19 protein-coding genes and 1 pseudogene are annotated in these 20,126 nt (G+C 39.9%); 5 read left to right on the plus strand and 15 right to left on the minus strand.

The window, feature by feature from the left end:
• Window positions 1–221: 221 nt before the first annotated feature.
• Together TEPIRE1_RS12800 and amrB are read left to right on the plus strand one after the other, a co-directional pair.
• A complete protein-coding gene (locus tag TEPIRE1_RS12800; RefSeq protein WP_013779576.1) occupies window positions 222–5,063 on the plus strand; it encodes an Ig-like domain-containing alpha-2-macroglobulin family protein in 4,842 nt (1,613 codons plus the stop codon).
• Entirely contained in the window at window positions 5,060–5,953 is an 894-nt protein-coding gene (amrB, locus tag TEPIRE1_RS12805; protein ID WP_013779577.1) for an AmmeMemoRadiSam system protein B, read from the plus strand. Before TEPIRE1_RS12800 ends, amrB begins: the two co-directional genes overlap by 4 nt.
• Before the next feature lie 123 nt (window positions 5,954–6,076).
• Here the strand turns inward: amrB and TEPIRE1_RS12810 are convergent, their stop codons facing one another.
• A complete protein-coding gene (locus tag TEPIRE1_RS12810) occupies window positions 6,077–6,640 on the minus strand; it encodes a biotin transporter BioY (protein WP_013779578.1) in 564 nt (187 codons plus the stop codon).
• Window positions 6,641–6,857: 217 nt separating this feature from the next.
• Between TEPIRE1_RS12810 and TEPIRE1_RS12815 the strand changes: the two genes are divergently transcribed.
• Window positions 6,858–7,301, plus strand: coding sequence for a YaiI/YqxD family protein (locus TEPIRE1_RS12815; RefSeq protein ID WP_013779579.1), 444 nt, complete (start codon window positions 6,858–6,860; stop codon window positions 7,299–7,301).
• 158 nt (window positions 7,302–7,459) lie between these two features.
• Here the strand turns inward: TEPIRE1_RS12815 and TEPIRE1_RS12820 are convergent, their stop codons facing one another.
• The 9 genes and pseudogenes from TEPIRE1_RS12820 to TEPIRE1_RS12855 all read right to left on the minus strand — a co-directional run bounded on the left by TEPIRE1_RS12820 (window position 7,460) and on the right by TEPIRE1_RS12855 (window position 14,086).
• Window positions 7,460–7,672: a hypothetical protein gene (locus TEPIRE1_RS12820; protein ID WP_013779580.1), complete on the minus strand. Its 213-nt coding sequence runs from the start codon at window positions 7,670–7,672 to the stop codon at window positions 7,460–7,462.
• Between the two features lie 58 nt (window positions 7,673–7,730).
• Window positions 7,731–7,808, minus strand: a pseudogene (locus tag TEPIRE1_RS14540) (GNAT family N-acetyltransferase); the annotation flags it as partial.
• A 98-nt stretch (window positions 7,809–7,906) separates the two neighbouring features.
• Window positions 7,907–8,938 carry a Na+-transporting methylmalonyl-CoA/oxaloacetate decarboxylase subunit beta gene (locus TEPIRE1_RS12825; RefSeq protein ID WP_013779581.1) on the minus strand — a complete coding sequence of 344 codons (1,032 nt, stop codon included), beginning with the start codon at window positions 8,936–8,938 and terminating at the stop codon, window positions 7,907–7,909.
• Between the two features lie 128 nt (window positions 8,939–9,066).
• Window positions 9,067–9,978 (minus strand): metallophosphoesterase, encoded by a 912-nt coding sequence (locus TEPIRE1_RS12830; protein ID WP_013779582.1) that lies wholly within the window; start codon window positions 9,976–9,978, stop codon window positions 9,067–9,069.
• Window positions 9,979–10,105: 127 nt separating this feature from the next.
• Window positions 10,106–10,861 (minus strand): exodeoxyribonuclease III, encoded by a 756-nt coding sequence (locus TEPIRE1_RS12835; RefSeq protein WP_013779583.1) that lies wholly within the window; start codon window positions 10,859–10,861, stop codon window positions 10,106–10,108.
• Between the two features lie 475 nt (window positions 10,862–11,336).
• Complete coding sequence (gene trxB, locus TEPIRE1_RS12840; RefSeq protein ID WP_013779584.1) at window positions 11,337–12,581, minus strand: thioredoxin-disulfide reductase; 1,245 nt, start codon at window positions 12,579–12,581, stop codon at window positions 11,337–11,339.
• 17 nt (window positions 12,582–12,598) lie between these two features.
• Complete coding sequence (locus tag TEPIRE1_RS12845; protein WP_013779585.1) at window positions 12,599–13,141, minus strand: YeeE/YedE thiosulfate transporter family protein; 543 nt, start codon at window positions 13,139–13,141, stop codon at window positions 12,599–12,601.
• Window positions 13,142–13,156: 15 nt separating this feature from the next.
• Window positions 13,157–13,384: a sulfurtransferase TusA family protein gene (locus TEPIRE1_RS12850; protein WP_013779586.1), complete on the minus strand. Its 228-nt coding sequence runs from the start codon at window positions 13,382–13,384 to the stop codon at window positions 13,157–13,159.
• A 33-nt stretch (window positions 13,385–13,417) separates the two neighbouring features.
• On the minus strand, window positions 13,418–14,086 hold the full coding sequence (locus TEPIRE1_RS12855; protein WP_013779587.1) for a YeeE/YedE thiosulfate transporter family protein: 669 nt from the start codon (window positions 14,084–14,086) through the stop codon (window positions 13,418–13,420).
• 135 nt (window positions 14,087–14,221) lie between these two features.
• Here TEPIRE1_RS12855 and TEPIRE1_RS12860 point away from each other — a divergent pair, with 135 nt between their 5' ends.
• Window positions 14,222–15,124: a selenium metabolism-associated LysR family transcriptional regulator gene (locus TEPIRE1_RS12860; RefSeq protein ID WP_015295980.1), complete on the plus strand. Its 903-nt coding sequence runs from the start codon at window positions 14,222–14,224 to the stop codon at window positions 15,122–15,124.
• A 9-nt stretch (window positions 15,125–15,133) separates the two neighbouring features.
• Here TEPIRE1_RS12860 and TEPIRE1_RS12865 read toward each other — a convergent pair whose 3' ends face one another.
• Window positions 15,134–15,355, minus strand: coding sequence for a sulfurtransferase TusA family protein (locus tag TEPIRE1_RS12865; protein WP_013779589.1), 222 nt, complete (start codon window positions 15,353–15,355; stop codon window positions 15,134–15,136).
• Between the two features lie 515 nt (window positions 15,356–15,870).
• Here TEPIRE1_RS12865 and TEPIRE1_RS13855 point away from each other — a divergent pair.
• Entirely contained in the window at window positions 15,871–16,038 is a 168-nt protein-coding gene (locus TEPIRE1_RS13855) for a hypothetical protein (protein WP_013779590.1), read from the plus strand.
• 408 nt (window positions 16,039–16,446) lie between these two features.
• Here TEPIRE1_RS13855 and TEPIRE1_RS12870 read toward each other — a convergent pair whose 3' ends face one another.
• Genes TEPIRE1_RS12870 through TEPIRE1_RS12885 form a run of 4 tightly spaced genes read right to left on the minus strand, consistent with a single transcriptional unit; the run spans window position 16,447 to window position 20,054 of the window.
• Window positions 16,447–17,826, minus strand: a complete 1,380-nt coding sequence (locus TEPIRE1_RS12870) for a PTS fructose transporter subunit IIC (RefSeq protein WP_013779592.1) — start codon at window positions 17,824–17,826, stop codon at window positions 16,447–16,449.
• A 60-nt stretch (window positions 17,827–17,886) separates the two neighbouring features.
• Window positions 17,887–18,327: a PTS sugar transporter subunit IIA gene (locus TEPIRE1_RS12875; protein WP_013779593.1), complete on the minus strand. Its 441-nt coding sequence runs from the start codon at window positions 18,325–18,327 to the stop codon at window positions 17,887–17,889.
• Window positions 18,327–19,262 (minus strand): 1-phosphofructokinase, encoded by a 936-nt coding sequence (gene pfkB, locus TEPIRE1_RS12880; RefSeq protein ID WP_013779594.1) that lies wholly within the window; start codon window positions 19,260–19,262, stop codon window positions 18,327–18,329. Before pfkB ends, TEPIRE1_RS12875 begins: the two co-directional genes overlap by 1 nt.
• A 27-nt stretch (window positions 19,263–19,289) precedes the next feature.
• Entirely contained in the window at window positions 19,290–20,054 is a 765-nt protein-coding gene (locus tag TEPIRE1_RS12885; RefSeq protein ID WP_013779595.1) for a DeoR/GlpR family DNA-binding transcription regulator, read from the minus strand.
• Window positions 20,055–20,126 lie beyond the last annotated feature (72 nt).

Consider the following 20,126-nt stretch of genomic DNA (forward strand, 5'->3'; position numbering starts at 1 on the left):
CCAACTCCTCTCGCTTTTTTCAATTTGCTTCTTTTTTTAAATCCCCACACCTTATTATACCTTATATTATCAGGTTATCCATATAATCAGCTTGTGTCAAGTATGTATAGAAAATTGAAACTTCCTTTTGAGCATATTTCTCTTTTATTTTTTTAATTGGGAACTATTTTGCTTGACTTAACGTCTGTATTATGAAAAGGTGTTTTTGAGGAGATGACAAAGTGCAAAAATCAAAACGTTATTTGGCCCTATCTCTTGCAGTAGTGATACTGCTGGTTTTTGGCGCAAGTTTATACATAAATAGGAATAACCCTACTACAGCCGCTCTGGCATCAGAAATCACTATGGAACCTACTAAACAGGACAGCGCAGGCGCTGACTCTGATACAGCATTTATTCTTTCTGCAAAATCTGCTCTAGATCCGAGATTCATCCGCGAAAACCTTTCCGTTGAACCTGCCGTGGATTTTACTGTGGCAAGGGATAGTAAAGATAAGCAAAAGGTGCTTGTAACACCAAAAGCGCCTCTTGAACCGCAAAAAATCTATAAGTTCACCCTGTCTGTCGGCGATGAAACCCCTCTTAAATGGGCGTTTCAGACCAAGGGGGATTTTAAGGTCGTATCTACTCTTCCCCGCCACCAAGCCACCGGTGTGCCCACAAATACCGGAATAGAAATCACCTTCAGCCATCTGAATTTTGACAAGCTGTCGGAGTTTTTTACTATCAGCCCAAATGTCGAGGGCAGTTTTGAGTTACACAAAAAGACAGCCGTATTTGTTCCTAAAAGCTTGGAACCGGACACCCTTTACACCGTTACGATTAAGAAAGGCCTGCCGCTTTCCGCAAGCCGCCAAACCCTTAAAGAAGACTTTACATTTCAGTTTGAAACTCAGGAAGAATCCCAAGATGGTTTAGGTTTTAATTTTCACAAATCCATCAGTGAATTTTCAACTTCTGAAAAACCTATTTTCCAATTTGGCTATTATAGCTGGGACAGCATGCAGTTGCCCAAAAATATAGATTTTACCGTTTACAGATATAAAACTGCAAATGATTATATTAGAGCCCTTCAGGAAAAGCAAAAAATACCTTTCTGGGCATTTCGTAGCCGGCAAACTTATTTAGAAGATGTTTCCAAGCTGCAATCTGTGGCTAAATTCTCAGCACCGGTTATGGATGTTGAATCTACCAAATTTATCGAATTTCCAGAGGTCATGCCCGCCGGTTACTACATAGCTCAGGCCAATGTGCAAAACAACATACGCCAGATATGGTTTCAAGTTACAGACCTTGCCATCTATGCAGCCGTAGGCAAAAATCAAAACCTTGTCTGGGTAAATGATTTATCATCCGGCAAGCCGGTATCGGGAGCAAAGGTACAGTTTTATGGAAATGGCAAATCATCAACCACTGATGATACGGGGCTAGCTAAGCTGTCCACTTCTAATGATGCTATCGACGGAGTATATGCTGTTGTTTCTAAAGACAATAAAGAAGCAGTAGCCGCTATTTATCCCTATTATCAAATGTATCCTGATACCGAGCTTGAAGATGATTTTGCAAAAGATTACTGGAAATATCTCTATCTTGACAGAACACTGTATAAACCAGATAGTACTGTCAATTTCTGGGGTATTATAAAGCCAAGGGCCGACAAGGCAAAGAATATTGATAAAGTTACGGTATCGCTGCTATCGTCAGAATTACGGGATAACCCTACTATAGACAGCAAAGAAATTCCCTTAGATGGTTTTAGTTTCATAGGAAATATGAAACTTCCCAATTTGACTCCCGGTTATTATTTCCTAGAGGTAAAGTGCGAAGACCTTGTGATTACCTCCAGAGGCTTTGAAGTTGCAACTTACAGCAAACCATCCTACCAGTTGGAAGTGGTTTCCTCAAAAAAAGCCGTATATGTAGGCGATAAGGTTGATTTTCAGGTTAAGGCAACTTTTTTTGAGGGAACACCTGTACCTGATACCCCTTTGGAATACTATATTCAAAACTATGGAAACGGCAGTACTACTACAGATAGCGAGGGCAATGCCATAATAAGCTTTTTCCCTAAATTCAAACAGGAGCAATACGGCTTTTTGCAGCATTCCTGCCTATTTCTCACTGCAAAGCTGCCGGAAGCCGGGGAAATTGAAACTGAAACTGCTTTATTTGTGTTAAACAATGATATCTGCATTGACGCTTCAGGCGATGTAAAACATGGTACTGCCGCCATTGGAATAGACATAGACAGGCTTACCATCGATAAGGTAAACAGCGGCCAGGCAGATCCATGGGATGAAGATGCATATAAAAGCGGCCCTGCTGCCAATCACCCGGTAAATGTTCGGGTCTACCGGGATGTGTGGGAAAAATACGAGGCAGGAAAATACTATGATTTTATAAATAAAAAGGTGCAAACCAGGTATGAATACGAATACAGCAAGGTCTTGGAATCCGAAACTCAGGTAACCACCGACAAAGATGGTAAGGCTACCTTTACTTTCCCTGTGAAAAATGAGGAATCCTATAGAGTTGAACTTACTGCCATGGATTTTAAGGGCAATCCTGCCGTATATGAATATACGATTTTAGGAAACGGTAGGCCTAGGATCTACGGTTATACATGGTATTACATGGAAGGCAAAGCCTCATATAAAACCAATGCAGCGGTCAAACTTTCCATGAAACAGAATGAGTCGCCAATTTCTTCCAGGCAAGATGGTTTCTTGTTCTTTACGGCTCAGAACGGCATACTGGAAAGTTGCGTGCAAGATACTGCCGATTTTAATACGGCATTTAAGCAGGAGCTCATTCCTAACTTTTGGGTCAAGGGAGTCTATTTTGACGGCCGAAATTATCATGAGGCATATGAATTTATTGTAATGTATGACAGGACCGAAAAGGCTCTTAACATTGACATTAAAACAGACAGAAAGGAATACGAGCCCAAAGATACCGTTAACGTTGAAGTAGAAGTCACCGATAGCAGCGGCAGAGCGGTTGAGGCACTGGTGAATTTAAACCTGGTGGATGAGGCGCTCTATGCTCTACGCCAGCAGTATGCGGATATACTAGGTGATATTTATGGTGATATTTATGGTTCAGGCATATATATAACCGGCTTTACTCATGAAACTGCCGATTCGTTGTCGGGTGGCGCTGAAGGCGGCGGTGAGGGAGGTTCTGAACGAAAAGACTTTAAAGATGCAGTGCTATTCAAAACAGTAAGCACCGACAGGCAGGGAAAGGCAAAGTTTTCATTTAAAGTGCCGGATAATCTTACATCTTGGAGGCTTACCTGCCAAGCGGTAACTAATGATCTTTTTGCAGCCACCAAAACTGCACCGGTTATCGTCAAGCTGCCCTTTTTTGTAAGCACAGTTATAAATGACACATATCTAACAGGCGATCAGCCTATGATACCCCTGCGTGCCTTTGGCAATAAACTAAAATCCGGTACATCGGTTTCTTATGAAACAGCGCTTAAAGGCCCGCAAAAAACTATATCCGAGGCACTGACTAAAAATGCCTTTGACGCTGCTTATTGGCAGCTGCCGGCTTTACAAAAGGGCCAATATGACTTGACCGTAACCGGAAAAACTGCGGATGGGCTTACAGACACGCTGACACTGAGTTTTAATGTTGTAGACAGCCTTGTTACGAAACAGCAAGTTGATTTTTGGCTGATGGAGGAAAACCTTCAAATAAAGGGAGCAGAAAATACACCTACAAGTTTAACCTTCACAGATTATGAGCGCAGCCAATACTTAAGCATGCTGCTTAAACTAAGCTGGTTAGACGGCAGCCGCATAGACCAGAAAATCGCGCCACTTAAAGCTCAAAACCTGCTGGAGGAGTATTTCCCGGATTTGAATTTGGCGCTGCCCGGTAAAAGCGGCGAAAATTTGAATCTACTGGAATATCAAACACAGGAAGGCGGCATTGCCATTTTACCTTATAGTGACCAAGATTTAGAGCTTTCGGCAAAACTTGCTTCACTTTACGGTAGCGTCTTTGACAAATCGTCGCTTGCCGATTACTTTTATAAAATTGCAGAAGATCCTAAAGAAAGCCGGGAAAGAAGCATTATTGCTCTATACGGTCTTTCGGCTTTGAACGAACCGGTGCTTACAGAGCTTAAACTTCTGTCAACACAAAAGGACTTGACTGTAAAAGAGCAGCTCTATCTTGCCATGGCCTTTTTGGAAATCGGTGATGAGCCTACAGCATCTCGGTGGATAAAGAGCATTTTAAAGCAAAATGGAGAAGACCTGAAAACTCAAATGCGGATAAAGTGCGGCCAGGATCAGGATGACATACTGGAGGCTACGGCACTTGCATCAATAGTCTGTGCCGGACTGAATCTGGATGAACAAAACAAGCTTGCGGCCTATGTCTTGGATAACTCAACAAAGGATATCCTTCTTTATACGGAGCAGTTGATGTTTTTGGAAAAAGCTCTGCCCAGGCTTTCGAAAAACGCTGTAAGTTTTGATTATCACCTGGACGGTAAAAGCGAAAAGGTAGTGCTTGAACCTCAAGAAACTTTTTGCCTGCTGCTTTCACCGGAAAAACTTGCTAAACTAAAATTTGAAAATATTAAGGGCAAAGTAGGAATTACCGCTGTTTATCCCGCTGCCTTTGACACTTCTTTAGTATCCATTACTGATGGCGTTAAACTAACACGTAGCTATGAAGCGGTTTCAGGCAGGGCCCAGACTTCTTTTAATGCCGGTGATTTAATAAAGGTAAACATCGCTTATGAGTTTGGCCAGACAGCCCCCGATGGTCCATATATCATAACTGATTTTCTTCCGGCAGGATTAAAGATAGTTGAAAGGCCCCACTATCATGATGCGGGTGATGACTACACAAGGTATCCTGTGCAAATCGACGGTCAAAAGGTGATATTTGCAGTTTATGAAAAGAAGAATGGGAGCTTGAATTACTATGCCAGGGTTATCAATCCCGGAGAATTTGCGGCTGAGCCTGCCATAATACAACATATGTCAAGCGGTGTGGTTTACAGTGTAACTAAAGGGGATAGGATGAGTATTAAATGAAAAAAGTTGCTACACTTTTTATAATTATTTGCTTTGGATTGGTATTGACGGGCATCGTAAGGGAGACCAGAAGGGCAGAGACACTTCCGACTCTTGCCCCTTCTGCCCCTGCACCAACCCATCCCAACAACTTCTTCGACCCAAGGTATTTTACCCCGGAATACTCAGTCAAAAAAGAGCTTTGGAATGAAAAGATTTGCGGGGCCGTAGTGCCTCATCATCTGCTGGCACACCAGATGATAGCCGAGGTCTTTTCAAAAATACAGGATGCGCCGCCCAACTTGCTAATTTTGGTGGGGCCAAACCATAAAAACATCGGCTCTCGAATTCTTGTCAGCAGCCTGGGATGGCAGACACCCTTTGGCACTGTGGAGGTAGATAAAGAGGCAGTTGACTATTTGCTGGCCACACATATGGTAAAGCAGGATGATTATGCCTTTAGCGCCGAGCATTCCATGGGTAACCTCATGCCTTTTGTAAAGTATTATCTGCCAAACACCAAAGTTGTGCCCATCATATGCCACCATGATGTATCAAAAAAGGAGGCAGAACAACTGGCTGAGCACCTTTCTCCCTTGCTCAAAAAAGGTGCGGTAATAGTAGCATCCGTAGATTTCTCACACTATCTGGCAAGTCAAGAGGCAGTGCAGATGGACTCGGAAACCCTGAAAGCCATAAGGGAAAAAGATTGGGACCGCATTTTTGCCATGGACAACGACCACCTGGACTCTCCTTCAGCTCTGGGCATCCTGTTTTTTGCCATGGAAAACATGGGTATTACTGACTTTACCGTCCTTGACAATACCAACTCAGGTATTTTGCTGGGCAATGATATGATAGAAACTACTAGTTATATAAGTATGTTATTTTCAAAGCAAAAGGACAGCTAGATAATATTTATTATTAGATACGAGATTACGGGTTTATTTTTCAGCTAACGGCAAAGCAAAATCTTTGTATGTATGGGCTGCCATTGGCCGCCCGCTTTTTGTATACAACATTTGCCTTCAAAGTCAGGGTCTGCCAACTAGGTCCAATTTCCTCAAAGAAGGCACTATAGCTGTAGCAGTAGCAGTTATCAATACACTGTAAAGCAAGTCGGTGAAGGCAAAGGGAAATAAACCCGCTATTATAGCCGTTTTTAAGGACATAGGCTTGCCTAAATAGAAATTCATAATTAGGTATAAATGAACGATGCCGCAGAAATATACTGCACACATGCCTGCTAAAATTGGTTTTAGAACTCCAAATAAGGTAAGTTTGTCTAATTTCTCGGTAAGCTTGCCGATAATATATGCGCAAAGTGAAAAGCCGATAATATAACCAAAGGTGGGTTGAAAAATATACATAGGGCCGCCTCCCTGAGTAAAAACCGGAAAACCCATCAAGCCAACGCCTAAATACAAAAGTTGTGAGCAAAGACCCCGTTTTGCGCCCAGCAGAATACCTGAATAAGCACAAAACAAATATTGCAGTGTAAAAGGGACAAGCGGGGTGGGTATTTTGATAAATGCCCCGATTGCCGTAAGTGCAGCAAATAAAGCTATTAAAACCATATCTCTAGTCTTTATGTTCATAAAAATTACCCCTTCCTAGAATATTTTCTCTTATAATACTAAAGGAAGGGGTAATTGTCAACTTTAATTTAGATTATGGTTGACAATACATGTGGATATTACATGGTGATGTGGCTGTACTTCTTTACACAGCTTAGTATTTAATATTTTCAAGTATCCCGGAATTTTATTAGCCATTTATAGGCACCTGATATGATATAATGGAGGCGGTGATATTATGAAAATCCTTGTAGATGCAGATGGGTGCCCTGTTGTAGATATAGCCATAAAAACAGCCAAATCCTGCGATTTGGAAATACTTGTAGTCAAAAACTTTTCCCATTATTTAGCAGATGATTATGCAACCATTGTTACTGTTGACCAATCCGCTGATAGTGCTGATTATTATATTGTAAATCACGCTGCAAAAGGCGACATAGTCATAACACAGGATTATGGTTTGGCGGCAATGGCGCTTGCCAAGGAAGCTTTTTGTATCAATCAAAACGGCCTGATAATTTCTTCTGAAAATATCCAGCAGTTGCTTACCCGAAGGCATATCAATCAGGAAATCCGCAGAAAACACCACAAATACACAAAGTTTAAAAAAAGAGAGCCTGAGCAAGACGCAAAATTTGAAAGAAATCTTCGGTATTTAATAGAAAAACTTCTTGCCGAATGAGTATTCTTCTTGCTTTATGATAAAATTAAGTATCACTTTATCACTTGCTTTCCGCCCTTGACTTTATCCATTCAATGAGCAGAAAAACCAAAGAGGACACTATATAACCTCCAAAAAAATACAAAGTAGCATGTAAGAGTATCGGTGGATATGTTTCGTTATATAGGTGCGGAAACATAATTCTTGGAATAATTACGCCTCCCAGAGCTATTCCTGCGCTTGGTCCTATAGCAAATTTCAATGCTCGTTTTAACATTTTTATCACCTTTTCTTAGCTTATCAAGCAGCAGTTGTTTTGCCTTTTCTCGGTCAAGACTTAATTCTTTTTGATTAGTCAGTTTTGTTATTGCGCATACTTCTTTAATAAACATAATTATCACCTCAATACAATCATAAGCTAACACCCAAGGTGATAGTCAAGCTGTTTTATTAATCTTTTAATTTTAACTCCATATATCTTGCTCCTTCAATTGGATTATACACATACGATTCAATATCGTAAAATCCTACTGATATACATTATACAGAGAATGCGTCATAAGATCCTTCGCTTCGCTCAGGATGACAGTGCTTTGCTTTTGTAACTTTTACAATTATGCAACAAGTTATTGAAAATTATATTCTTTGCTGTCGCAGTCTTTGATATTGATGCCTTCAAGGACAAAGTGGAAGGTATCTTCCTTTTGAAAGCTTGGTACACAATAGCAACTGTGTAACGGAAGTCCGTGTAAACCGTGGGGCTGAGGCTTTTCGTCTTCCTTTGATGAAATGAAAATTGAAGTGGGACCGTCAGCTCCGCCAATAATGCCAATAGACGCGCTAGATGCTGGCATAAGTTTATCATCTGTTATCTCAAGCAACTTGTCAATACTGCTTCCAAACTGCAAATTGTCTCCTTGCGGCAAGGCAGGCTCTATTTCATACATTGACTGCAGAATGTAAAGATTACGGTTGCCACTTGCTTCAACGGGAAGTTCTATGAACTCTGCCCCCTGAAAATACAGTATATGCTTTATTCCTGTAATGGGATGATTAAAGCAAAGCTGTTTCTCCTTTTCATCAACTGACATTTCAAAATGTATGTCCAAAGGTATAAATCGTTTAACAGGGTATGTCAGCAGCTTTATTCCGCTTACTTTGTCCATACGTAAAAAGCGCAGCAGCTTTTGAATTTTAGAATCTGCCGGAGGATATGGCACGCAAAAACGTTCACAGGCAAAGCAGGTTACATCCTTTAAAATCGATGAGTATGCCTTTTGCACAAATGTCAATTTTTCATCTTGCCCAATCCATGGTATGCTCATAGCGCTGCTAGACGAATATCCGTCTATTACCTGCTTGCCGTTTATCCATATTTCACTTATTGGTATTGCCTGATAAGGATGCTCCTGTTCTAAACAGCGCCGCTGTAAAGGTGTTAATGTTGCTTCAATGTCCTCATACTTTTCAAAAAACTTGCGTAGTTTTATTTCATCTAAAATGGTAATAACGTCAAAAACAATACCGCCTGAAAAACGATATACAGCAGGGATGTAGCATTTCGCCCCTTTATATTCAAACTGCCAGTTTGTCCGCTGGCTAAACCCCCAAAACCCTTTACCTTTGCACCATAAACTTGAAGTAAAATATACTTTCATTAATTAACCTCCTGTTTTACTTACGGCAGCTGTCAAAATCACTAATTTACTAATAACAATAATAATGGTATCTAAGCCCTATTGTATCGTGTCATCATACAGCAAACCATGTTGCGGTTGCGGGGTGGTCATTGACCGCCTCTACATAGGGTGATAGTTATTATTTCGGGGCGGTTAAAGACTCGGAGTCTTATAGTGCTGTTGCCCAGGCCCCTGCTTACTATCATCTTTGACTTGCCAAGTTCAAATTCGCCCGCATCGTATTTTGGGAAAAATGTGGCGTCAGGGGAAAGCAAGCCACCTATAAAGGGAATCCTGATGATCCCTCCGTGCACGTGGCCGGTCAGCACTATATCTGCGCCCCACTGGCTGTATATCTGAAAATACGCCGGGTTATGCGTGAGCAGTATGTTATATTTTTCGCTTTCACACACGCCTAATTTTTTTTCAATGCTAGGCACATCTATAAATTGCTCGCCATTATAGTTGCCGGAGTATCTTCCCCTGTAAAGGAGAAGCGAAATTTCAAGACCATAAAGATTTATTGAGGCATCGCCTTTTTTTAACTCGACTTTATCATTATCTAATATAATGACACCTAAGTTTCTCAATTCATCCATATAAGAGTCAAACCAGCCAGAGCCTGCTCCTTGCGCCTTAAACTCAGCTATTTGCTCGTGATTCCCTTTTATGTAATACAGTTTAAAATCTTTAACCAGTTCTTTTGCCAAATTATAAAATACCTGTCCGTTATCATTGCCTGAATTTAGCATATCACCGGTGGCCACAATAATGTCAGGGTTTTGAGCTTTGATTTGTTCTATAAGACGTATATTATCCCTTCCAAACTCCTTACTATGCAAATCCGACAATTGTAGTATCTTAAAACCTTCAAATTCCTCGGGGATTTTAGGGGATATAATAGTGTATTCAGTTATTTGTAGACTGTTAGCTTCAACATAAAGAAACGCAAGAATTCCGATTATTATGCCTGAAACAATTCCAATGTGCAATTTACTATATTTGCCTGTAATTCTCATTTTCCTCTCCTGCTGTCAGAATAATAAATATGTATTGCAGTTTTGTTGGTTTTTTGCTTATTTGAATAAAAATTCTCGATTCTATGTTTTTTCATTTTATCTAGCGGCGGATTCGCCTTTTTCGCTTTTAAATGTCGATATCCAAAAGCACCGGACAATGGTCGCTTCCCATGACATGTGAGTGAATCTCAACATCCTTTATTTTATCTTTTAATCTTTCGGATACGATGAAATAATCAATTCTCCAACCGACATTTTTTTCTCGAGCCTTGAACATATAGGACCACCAAGTATAAGCATCTTTTTTGTCCGGATAAAGATATCTAAATGCATCAATAAAACCGGAGTTGAGCAGCTCCGTCATCTTCTGCCGCTCTTCATCGGTAAAACCGGCATTTTTTCTGTTACTTTTAGGGTTTTTTAAATCTATTTCCTGGTGAGCCACATTCTTGTCTCCACAGCAAATCACAGGTTTTATGCCGTCTAACTTTATGAGATATTCTCGAAAATCATCTTCCCATTTCATCCTGTAATCTAAGCGGGTCAGACCTCTTTGAGAATTGGGCACATACACATTTACAAAATAAAAATTCTCAAATTCAAGGGTTATAACCCTTCCCTCCGCATCATGTTCCTCTATATCTATCCCATATGCAACCGATAAGGGACTTATCTTTGTAAAAACTGCTGTTCCGGAATATCCCTTTTTGACCGCATAATTCCAGTACTGCTCATAGCCTTCCAGTTCAAGCTCTACTTGCCCCTCTTGCAGCTTTGTTTCCTGTATTGCAAATATATCGGCATCAACATCTTTGAAATATTCCAAAAAGCCCTTGCCTAAACACGCTCTAAGACCGTTTACATTCCATGAAACTGCTTTCACTATAACAAACCTCCAGTTTAGTTTTAAGTTCATATAAGTCAAAAATTTTTTCCACGATATCGCGATATACTGATTATATATCATTTATGGATTCTAATGTAAAAACCCTGTTTTCTCAAATTGATGGTCAACATATAGCGTTTTTATTAAATCTAAAACAATATATTGACATTTCTGGGCTAAAATTAACTTTCTACGGTAGAATCTTTCTTAAGATATTGCTTTAATCCATCTTTTTAAATTATACCGTACAGTGCAGAAGCTGCAATCATAAAATCTTAAATAATTGAAAAATGATTCCGCTGTAAAAGCTGCTTTCCATAAGTTCACAGCTAATATATTATATATAGTTATAGATATTTTTAACTAAAATTAACTTTTTACAGTAAAACCAAAAATACACTAAGCAGATAATAAAAACACCTTCCGGGATTATGTTTGATAACCTCGGAAGGTGTTTAAGCTTTGACAAAATTTACAGGTTGGCCGCCTTACTGTGATCAAGATGTTTTAACATATCTTCGTTAAGTTCGGTAAGCGGTATAGTATAATCGACATATCCGCCGTTCATAACTACCAGACAGGGATCGCCTTCAACACCCAGTCTTTTGGCCATACTTTTGCCTTTATACACATCGATTTTGTTGAGTTTGATTCCTGGATTTTCTTTAGCAAATCTCTCTACAATAGCTAATTTCTCTCGGCTCACTACATCAGTGGGGTCATAGCACATAACAAGCTGCATGCCTCTGTGTTCTTTGAATTCCCTCTGAAAAACATTGGTTTCTTCAATATATCTTTCAGCCATATAGCCTGCAACAGCTCCATCCCCTACAGCCGTTGCAACTTGACGCAGTGCTTTTTCGCGCACATCTCCTACCGCATAGACCCCGGGGATATTTGTTTGCATGTTTTCATCGGTGATTATATAACCTCTGTCGCTAATATCTACCATTCCGCGGAAAATCTCGGTATTCGGCAGATAGCCGATGAATAAGAAACAGCCATCCACTTTAACCGGAATCTTTTCTCCGGTTTTTACGTTTTTCAGCATTACCTTTTCCAGCTGTTCTTCACCTACAAATTCATCTACTACGGTATTCCAGATGAAATGCAGCTTCTTATTTTTCATAGCCTGCTCCTGCGCTACTTTATTAGCGTCCATGATTCCCTCATCATGAATTACCGAGATATATATTTTTTTGGCAAACCTTGAAAGAAAAATTGCTTCTTCAATAGCTGCATCGCCGCTGCCCACTACAAGAACCTCTTTATCTGTGTAGTAAGCTGCATCACAAGTTGCACAAAATGATATGCCGCGACCGAATAAAAACTTCTCCTCTCCCTTTGCACCAGTAAGCCTGGGTTTACCGCCTGTTGCAATGACCACAGCTTTTGCATGGTAATCGGTGCGAAGGGTTTTTACTATCTTAGTATCACCGTTTAAGTCCACCTGCCGCACATCAGCAAGTTTTGTCTTAACATTAAACTTCTTCATTTGACGTTCAAAAAGTTTCATAAGTTCTTCCCCGTTTGTACCTTCAGGAAAGCCCGGATAGTTTTCTATTTCGTTAGTATAAGTTGCAAGACCGCCCATAAGCGTCTTTTCAATAAGCAGCGTGGAAAGCCTGGCTCGTCCGGCATATATCGCTGCCGTCATGCCTGCTGCTCCGCCTCCGATGACTATGACATCATAATTTTCAACTTTTTTGTCCGGCATTTTTAAAAGCCTCCCATTTAAATGAAATACTTTACCAAAAGTTTTGAGCCAAAGAAAGCTCCGATAAACATGGCAAGCATGAACACCCAGCCGTGCAGCGACATAGAAGCCATTCCGCTAAAAAGTGCTCCTATGTTGCAGCCATATGACAGCCTTGCTCCAACTCCCATCATAATACCGCCTAATGCTGCAGCCACTACTTGCTTAGAGTTTTTAATTTTCTTGACTCTAAACTGGGAAGCCAATAAAGTTGCAAGCATAGCACCAAAGATTATCCCCAGATTTTGCATAGTTCCGCCATCTCTCATAAAGCCTGCGGCAAGAGCTTTAGATGCCGATTCTGACTGATAGAAAACCCAGTTTTCCGGATGACCTCCCAGGGCTTTGAGAATCCAAGCAGCCCAATGAGAAAAAGTCGTAGTTACTCCCAAGCCTGATTTGAATATAATAACCGTCACTATATTCAAAAGCCCCAGAAGTATAGCTCCCATCCAATACGGAAAGGGGTCTTTTAACAATGCTTTTTTCAGTTTGGCCGCTTCTTCCTGATATCTGTCCATTAAAAGCTGCCCCCTTTACTTATTTTTCTCAATATAAATATCGTAGCGCCCTTCTTCAATCTCTTCTAATTCTACGGGATATCCTTCTTTTCTTGCCCATTCCGGCACGTTTTTCATAGCACAGCTGTGATCTATCTGAACAATTAAAATATCGCCAACATTGAGCTCCTTTAACTTATTTTGAGTTTTTATAAGGGGTACGGGACAAGCCTCTCCTAAACAATCAAGATATACTTCTGCCATTTATATCCTCTCCTTTTTTATACTTTTAAAATTTTATACTTCTCTATAATCCCACCAAAAAGCCAGCCAATATAATCCGAAAAGTACTAGTATCTGCCCGAAGAAGGCTAGGGGCCAACCGAGCACGTCAGGAAGAAATATCGCCGGTGATGAGCGCACTATGTTGTCTTTTACCCAGCCGAAGATATATGCTCCAAATCCTGAGCCAATGACGAAAAACACCAATGCCACCATGTTCATCACATATGCTTCGCCTACCCTCATCAAAGTCCCCGACGCACAGCCGCCGGCGATAACTGCTCCTATCCCAAAGATAATTCCTCCGAGTAGGGTATGGATTCCCACAGGGCTTATGTTGCCGGGAACAGCCTCTCCTGCGCTTACTGCTGCAAATTGTACCGCTGAAAATCCTATCATGGCCACCAATATTGCTATGATAACCGCTCTTAAAAGTGATGTACTGCCTGTTAAAAACGGATCCCTCATAGCTGCAGTAAAGCAAAACCTAGAGCGCTGTAGAATAAACCCAAAAACAATTCCAATCATCCAGCGAAGAGCCACGGAAGTTGCTACAGTAGATAAATACCAGCCAAAAACAATTATTAGTGCAAGCAGTGCGATGCCGTAACCGATCTGATTCTTCTTTTTAGCAGCGGGTTTTGATTTTACCCTCGATTTCAGTGAAACTTCTGATTGTGCCACAAAAACACCTCCTGTAAAGATTGTACTTGTGATTTCCTTCACTATCTCAATTATACTTGCCTTATGAATAGTTGTAAAATTAACTAATTTTATGCTACTATAAGAATAGCTTATATCAGGAAAAGGTGATTACCTATGAATATCGACTTTTTAAAGGCATTTGCCGCCGTAGCCAAAACCGGCTCGCTCACTCAGGCTGCTGAGGAACTTTTTATTACTCAGCCGGCTCTTTCTCAGCAAATAAAGCAATTAGAAAATTATTTCTCGATACAGCTCCTTGAAAGAAGTAATCGAGGTACCAGTTTGACCGAAGCAGGTAAGCTGCTTTACGATTATTCTACCAAGATAGCAGACCTTTTTGACGAACTGGAATCAAAGATGGACAGCCTGCGCGCCTCGGTAGAGGGCAGCCTTACTATTGGAGCTACTTCGGTTGTTGGCGGTTATGCAGTACCGTGTAGTATCTTTATATTTAAAGAGAAATACCCCGAAACAAATTTAAAATTAAAGGTGGGAAATCAAGCACAGGTTATTAATGACTTAAAAGATGAAATAATTGATGTGGCAGTTATCGAAGGAGACCAGGTTTCCGGTCCTTTTGCTATTGAAGAAATAGCCACCGATGATATGACCGTCATTGTGCCGAATAAAAAGCCATGGAATGGCAAAAAATATTTGCTGCCGGAGGACTTTGTAAAACAGCCGCTTATTATGAGAGAACACGGCTCCGGCACTCGGCAGGTTGTGGAAAATTGCCTGCGCTCTGCAGGAATTGATATTTCCTCCCTCAATATCGTCATGGAGTTCAGCAGCGTGGACTCCATCAAAGCTGCTGTGGAAGCAGGTCATGGCATATCCATAATGTCAAGGCTTGCCCTTAAAAAAGAATTGCACAATAAGACCCTTAAGGCTGTTGATATTAAGGGCATCCCATTAAAGCAAAAGATTTACCTTGCCTACAAAACAGAAAAAGCCCAAAGCACTGTGGCAAGGGCATTTATAAAGTTTTTACGCCTTCCAAGCCGCGGATTTTGCTAGGTTTAGGATTTATAGCTTTATCGTTACACGCCATATGCCATTATCAATCTCGCGGGATGTAGCTCGGATTTTTTTCTTTTTCATGTCATTTATTATACTTACGGCTGCACAACTGTGGTCTGTTTCAAGTATAATAACATCTCCCGGTTTAATCTGCTCTAATTTTTCCTGCACCATCATATTAGGCACCGGACACATAAAACCCATTGCGTCAATGTAATGTTCTGTCAACTACCTTCACCCCTTTTCAAGCCGTTGCATGACTACTTTTTAAGATATTAAGGTAAATTCAAAACCTTTATATCCTAAAAATACAGGAATACTGTTCCCGTTTATAATATAATAAGAAATGAAGATAGAAAAGAGAGCAATAAACGAGAAAGGGAGAGCGGGAGACCAATGGTCTCCCCTACCATTATATTAACATATTCCCTACCATTATATTTAACATATTCTCGCTTATAAAAAGTGCGTGATTTTTAGGAATAAATCTTATAAACCTTGGTAATACTGTGTTTATTGATAAGTTACACCATTTAGGTTATGTCGGAAAGTAGAATTTTAATTTAAACGTAAATCACTAAAAATTAGGTACTTTACAAAAATAAATTTGATATGAAAATCCATTGATTGCAGGGCTTTGAATAGTTTTTAAAAAGTTGTAACTGTCAAAGACCCATTTGATTGAAGCTATGCTACGATGTGGTATAATATAGTTAAGGATAATAGTAAAAAAGGTGATAGCTATGAAGGATATAGAACAAATAATCAAAGAAGTAAATGGAACTATGGTTATAGAAGGAATGCATTTAAGAGAAGACGATAAAGAGAGAATTAGGATATGTCTATCTAATAAAGTCAGTTTTGAGAAAATGAAGAAAAGAATTATTGAAAAACATACTGTGAAGGTATAGGTATGGCATTATGAGTGAGAATTATGATTATAGTTATGAGTGGGATATAAAATATTGTTATCTAAATTCCTTTGTATTAAGAAATAAGTTTAATATTACAAATAACGAAGAACTCAATATCGCTGAAATAGAATATACATCTTTGTCTATAGCGGAAATAAACCACTTGGTTAAACCAAGTGGTTTTACAAATTTATACAGATGATTTGAAGCTAAATTTTCATTAAATATATTTTTACTAAATAAACTGTATCATAAATATAAGGTTATCAAAAATGTTTTCCCCTTACAGCAAACGATTTATCGACATTTTTGGATTTCCCTCTGTCACATATGAATTGCTAATGTGTAGGGGCGGTCATTGACCGCCTGCAGCGCGGATGATTGCAATTTATTCTAATTTAGTTGTTATAAAGGCAAGCTATTTTCTACAGGCTTTTTTAGAATTGAAAGCACTAGTGCTGTAACTACAGTGCCTATAGCTATAGAAAGAATGTAAAAGAATAGATTTGTTACAACATTTGGTATAAAAAGCACCCAAATGCCGCCATGGGGTACAGCTAGTGCACAGCCAAAAAGCATCGAAAGGGCTCCTGTTACTGCTGAACCTGCCATTATAGAAGGAATTACTCTAAAGGGATCTGCCGCTGCAAAGGGAATCGCCCCTTCTGTTATAAACGAAAGTCCTAATACCCAGCCTGCTTTTCCGGCTTCTATTTCAGCGGCGGTAAACTTATCTTTAGCAATGACCGTTGCCAAGGCAAGCCCAAGAGGAGGCACTATGCCGGCAGCCATTACCGCCGCCATTATGGGAGTGGGCTGTCCCGCTGCTATAGTAGCAGTGCCAAAGGCATATGCCGCTTTGTTTATAGGACCCCCCATGTCAAAAGCCATCATGTAGCCCAGCACTATACCTAAAAGTACTGCGCTAGACCCCTGTAGGTTATTAAGCCATGCTGACATTGCATCATTTATAGATTTTACAGGCCCGCCTAATACCAGCACCATCACAAGACCCATAATCAATGTGGAAAGCACAGGCAGCACTAAAACCGGCATCAATCCCTGCATAGATTTTGGCAGTTTAATATATTTCTTTAAAAATGCCACAGTGTAACCTGCTATAAGTCCTGCAAGAAGTGCACCTATAAAACCTGCGCCTAATTTATCTGCAAGGGCACCACCTACAAATCCAGGCACCAAACCCGGTCTGTCACTTATGGAATAAGCAATATAACCGGCAAGCACCGGAACCATCAGCGAAAAAGCTAACTTTCCTGTAGAGAATATAATTTCTCCAAAGCTTCCTACATTTTCGTAAACATATATGCCGCCAAAGGCAAATCCTAAGGCTATCAATATACCCCCTGCAACCACAAAGGGTATCATGTATGACACACCTGTCATTAAATGCTTATAAAGACCTTTCCTTGATTCTTTTTCTTCGGCTTTTATCCTGCTGACTTCTTGCATTAAATCTGCTTTTGGTTTAGCGTTTAATGCTTTATTTATTAGTGTCTTTGGATCTTTGATTGCCTCACTCACAGAAGCTTCTATTACCGGAAGCCCTGTAAATCTGGATTTATCAACATTAGTATCTGCGGCAATAATAACCGCATCTGCCTGCCTTAAATCTTCTTCTGTTATAACATTTTCCGCGCCAACAGAACCTTGGGTTTCTACCCTTATCTCGTGACCAAGCTCCTTAGCTGCCATTTGCAACGCTTCGGCAGCCATATAAGTGTGGGCTATGCCCGTCGGGCATGATGTAACGGCTACAATCTTCATGCATAAGTCCTCCTCATCAAAAATTTTAATGTTTATTAAAGTCTTAAAAACAGCGTTGATTTAAAATGCTTCTATAAAGCCTTCAAAATTCTGAGCATCATAAAGTTTCTCTCTTACTTCATCATGCATCAACCTCCTTGATATCTCGCTTAAAGCCTTAAGATGCACATCATTTGATTCCTCCGGAACTGCTATAAGAAAAAACAGGTAAGCAGGCTCGCCGTCCATTGAATTAAAATCAATGCCCTTTTTGCTCTTGCCAAAAACGATGGAAGCTTCTTTAACTGCGGCGCTTTTGCCATGGGGAATCGCGATTCCCAGTCCTATGCCTGTAGAAAACTCTTCTTCTCTCTTTAAAACGGCCTTTTTAAATTCTTCCCTGTCTGTTATCTTCCCGTCTTTGTATAAAATATCTATAAGTTCATCTAAAACATCTTCTTTAGTAGTTGCCTTTAAATCAAAATTCACTCTTTCTTTTGAAAACATATCTCTTATTTCCATCAGTACTTTTCCTCCTTTGCCAAAACATTATCTACTAAAGCTTTGACTTGCTCTAAAGTGCACGCCTCTGTGCCCTCTAGCATCACAGTTGCTGCTCCGCAAGCATTGGCAAACTTTAGTGTATATTCATCACTAAAGTTATTCATTAAACTGTAGGCAAGAGCCGCTACCATAGAATCCCCCGCTCCCACAGTGCTTTTTACAGCTACTTTTAATCCATCGCATTTGTATACCCCATTTTGCGTTACGTAGATTGCGCCCCGTTCTCCCAGGGAAACAAGGACCTTTTTTATCCCATATTCCACCAATTCTTTTGCAGCTTTTATTATGGCTTCATCTGTATCCTCGCCCAAATTCACAAGTTTTGTCAGCTCATGTATATTGGGTTTTATTATATCCGGTTTTGCTTTAACTCCTTCTTTAAGCAGCTCTTCTTCCGCATCAAGTATGGTTGCAGCTCCCTTTTCCTTTGCTATTTTAATGAGTTTACCGTAAATATCAGAAGGCACCGAGGGACTTACTCCCCCTGATAAAATTACTATGTCGCCATTCTTGCATGAATCTTCAAAAGTATCCATAAACCTTTCAAGCTCTGATTTTTTTATATCAGGACCTGCTTCATTTATATCTGTAAACGTGCCCTGCAGGGTATCTACTACTTTTGTGTTAGTCCTTGTATCCTCATCTATATGGGTAAAATTCGAGGAGATCTTCCGGCGTTTTAACTCTTGTAAAAAATAATCTTCCCAAATTCCACCCAAGAAGCCGAGGCATAAAGAATCTATATTGAAATTTTTCAGAACTTTCGAGACGTTAATTCCCTTGCCGCCGATATCGTATCTTGCCTTCGTTACTCTGTTTACAGTCCCTATCGTAAAATTATCGACATTAAGTGTTCTATCCAACGCCGGATTTAATGTTACTGTAATCACCATCTGCATCTGCTCACCCTTTCAATTAAATTAATCATTCATAATTATTATCTTGCCCCCGGCATCTTCAAATTCTTTTATCATTTCTTCGTCTAAATCTCCACTGGTTATAACGGCGGTTACTTCTCTAATACTGCTTATCACCGAAAAACAGACCTGGTTAAACTTAGAAGCATCTGCCACTATATATACCTTGTCCGCTGCCTCCATCATGGCTCTTTTGGTTTGAGCCTCTATAAAATTTGGCGTTGTAATACCTTCTTTTACGGAAATTCCGTTTGCTCCTATGAAAGCTTTGTCTACTCTAAAATTACATATAGTACTTTCAGCTATATGTCCTACCATGGCCCGCGTCTTTTTTCTTAGCGATCCTCCTGTAATCACAAGTTCGATGTCATCTCTTTCAGAAAGCTCAGAAGCTACATCAATGGAATTTGTTATAACTGTCAAATCTTTTGCTTCAAGACACCTTGCTATCCCTAGAGTAGTAGTGCCCGAATCCAAAATTATAGTGTCATTATCTTCTATTAAAGAAGCTGCAGTTTTTGCAATAATTGATTTTTCTTTTTGGCTTTTATCTTCCTTTTCTTTGAAAGTGGGTTCAAAAATCATTTTTTTCATTCCTACGGCTCCGCCATGGGTTCTTTTTAAAAGCTGTTTTTCTTCCATGTCCTGCAGGTCTCTTCTAATAGTAGACTCGGATACATCAAACATCTCTGCAAGTTCTTTTACTTTTATACTGCTGTTTTTTTCAAGGAGTTCAAAGATTTTCTGCTGTCTTTCTTCTGCAAACATGAAAACTCACTCTCGCTTTTCATTGTTTAATTGCTTATTTACTCTCTTTTATGCTCATTTATTCTTGTTTGA

This window comes from Tepidanaerobacter acetatoxydans Re1 (assembly GCF_000328765.2).
In the GTDB taxonomy this organism is placed as follows: Bacteria; Bacillota; Thermosediminibacteria; order Thermosediminibacterales; family Tepidanaerobacteraceae; genus Tepidanaerobacter; species Tepidanaerobacter acetatoxydans.

Excerpts from the sequence above, each read along its gene's own strand:
- TEPIRE1_RS12845 (WP_013779585.1), bottom strand. The coding sequence starts at position 13,141 with ATGGACAGATATCAGGAAGAAGCGGCCAAACTGAAAAAAGCATTGTTA.
- TEPIRE1_RS12870 (WP_013779592.1), bottom strand. The coding sequence starts at position 17,826 with ATGAAGATTGTAGCCGTTACATCATGCCCGACGGGCATAGCCCACACT.
- TEPIRE1_RS12815 (WP_013779579.1), top strand. The coding sequence starts at position 6,858 with ATGAAAATCCTTGTAGATGCAGATGGGTGCCCTGTTGTAGATATAGCC.
- TEPIRE1_RS13855 (WP_013779590.1), top strand. The coding sequence starts at position 15,871 with ATGAAGGATATAGAACAAATAATCAAAGAAGTAAATGGAACTATGGTT.
- amrB (WP_013779577.1), top strand. The coding sequence starts at position 5,060 with ATGAAAAAAGTTGCTACACTTTTTATAATTATTTGCTTTGGATTGGTA.
- TEPIRE1_RS12810 (WP_013779578.1), bottom strand. The coding sequence starts at position 6,640 with ATGAACATAAAGACTAGAGATATGGTTTTAATAGCTTTATTTGCTGCA.
- TEPIRE1_RS12860 (WP_015295980.1), top strand. The coding sequence starts at position 14,222 with ATGAATATCGACTTTTTAAAGGCATTTGCCGCCGTAGCCAAAACCGGC.
- pfkB (WP_013779594.1), bottom strand. The coding sequence starts at position 19,262 with ATGGTGATTACAGTAACATTAAATCCGGCGTTGGATAGAACACTTAAT.
- TEPIRE1_RS12885 (WP_013779595.1), bottom strand. The coding sequence starts at position 20,054 with ATGTTTGCAGAAGAAAGACAGCAGAAAATCTTTGAACTCCTTGAAAAA.
- trxB (WP_013779584.1), bottom strand. The coding sequence starts at position 12,581 with ATGCCGGACAAAAAAGTTGAAAATTATGATGTCATAGTCATCGGAGGC.
- TEPIRE1_RS12825 (WP_013779581.1), bottom strand. The coding sequence starts at position 8,938 with ATGAAAGTATATTTTACTTCAAGTTTATGGTGCAAAGGTAAAGGGTTT.
- TEPIRE1_RS12850 (WP_013779586.1), bottom strand. The coding sequence starts at position 13,384 with ATGGCAGAAGTATATCTTGATTGTTTAGGAGAGGCTTGTCCCGTACCC.
- TEPIRE1_RS12820 (WP_013779580.1), bottom strand. The coding sequence starts at position 7,672 with ATGTTTATTAAAGAAGTATGCGCAATAACAAAACTGACTAATCAAAAA.
- TEPIRE1_RS12830 (WP_013779582.1), bottom strand. The coding sequence starts at position 9,978 with ATGAGAATTACAGGCAAATATAGTAAATTGCACATTGGAATTGTTTCA.
- TEPIRE1_RS12875 (WP_013779593.1), bottom strand. The coding sequence starts at position 18,327 with ATGGAAATAAGAGATATGTTTTCAAAAGAAAGAGTGAATTTTGATTTA.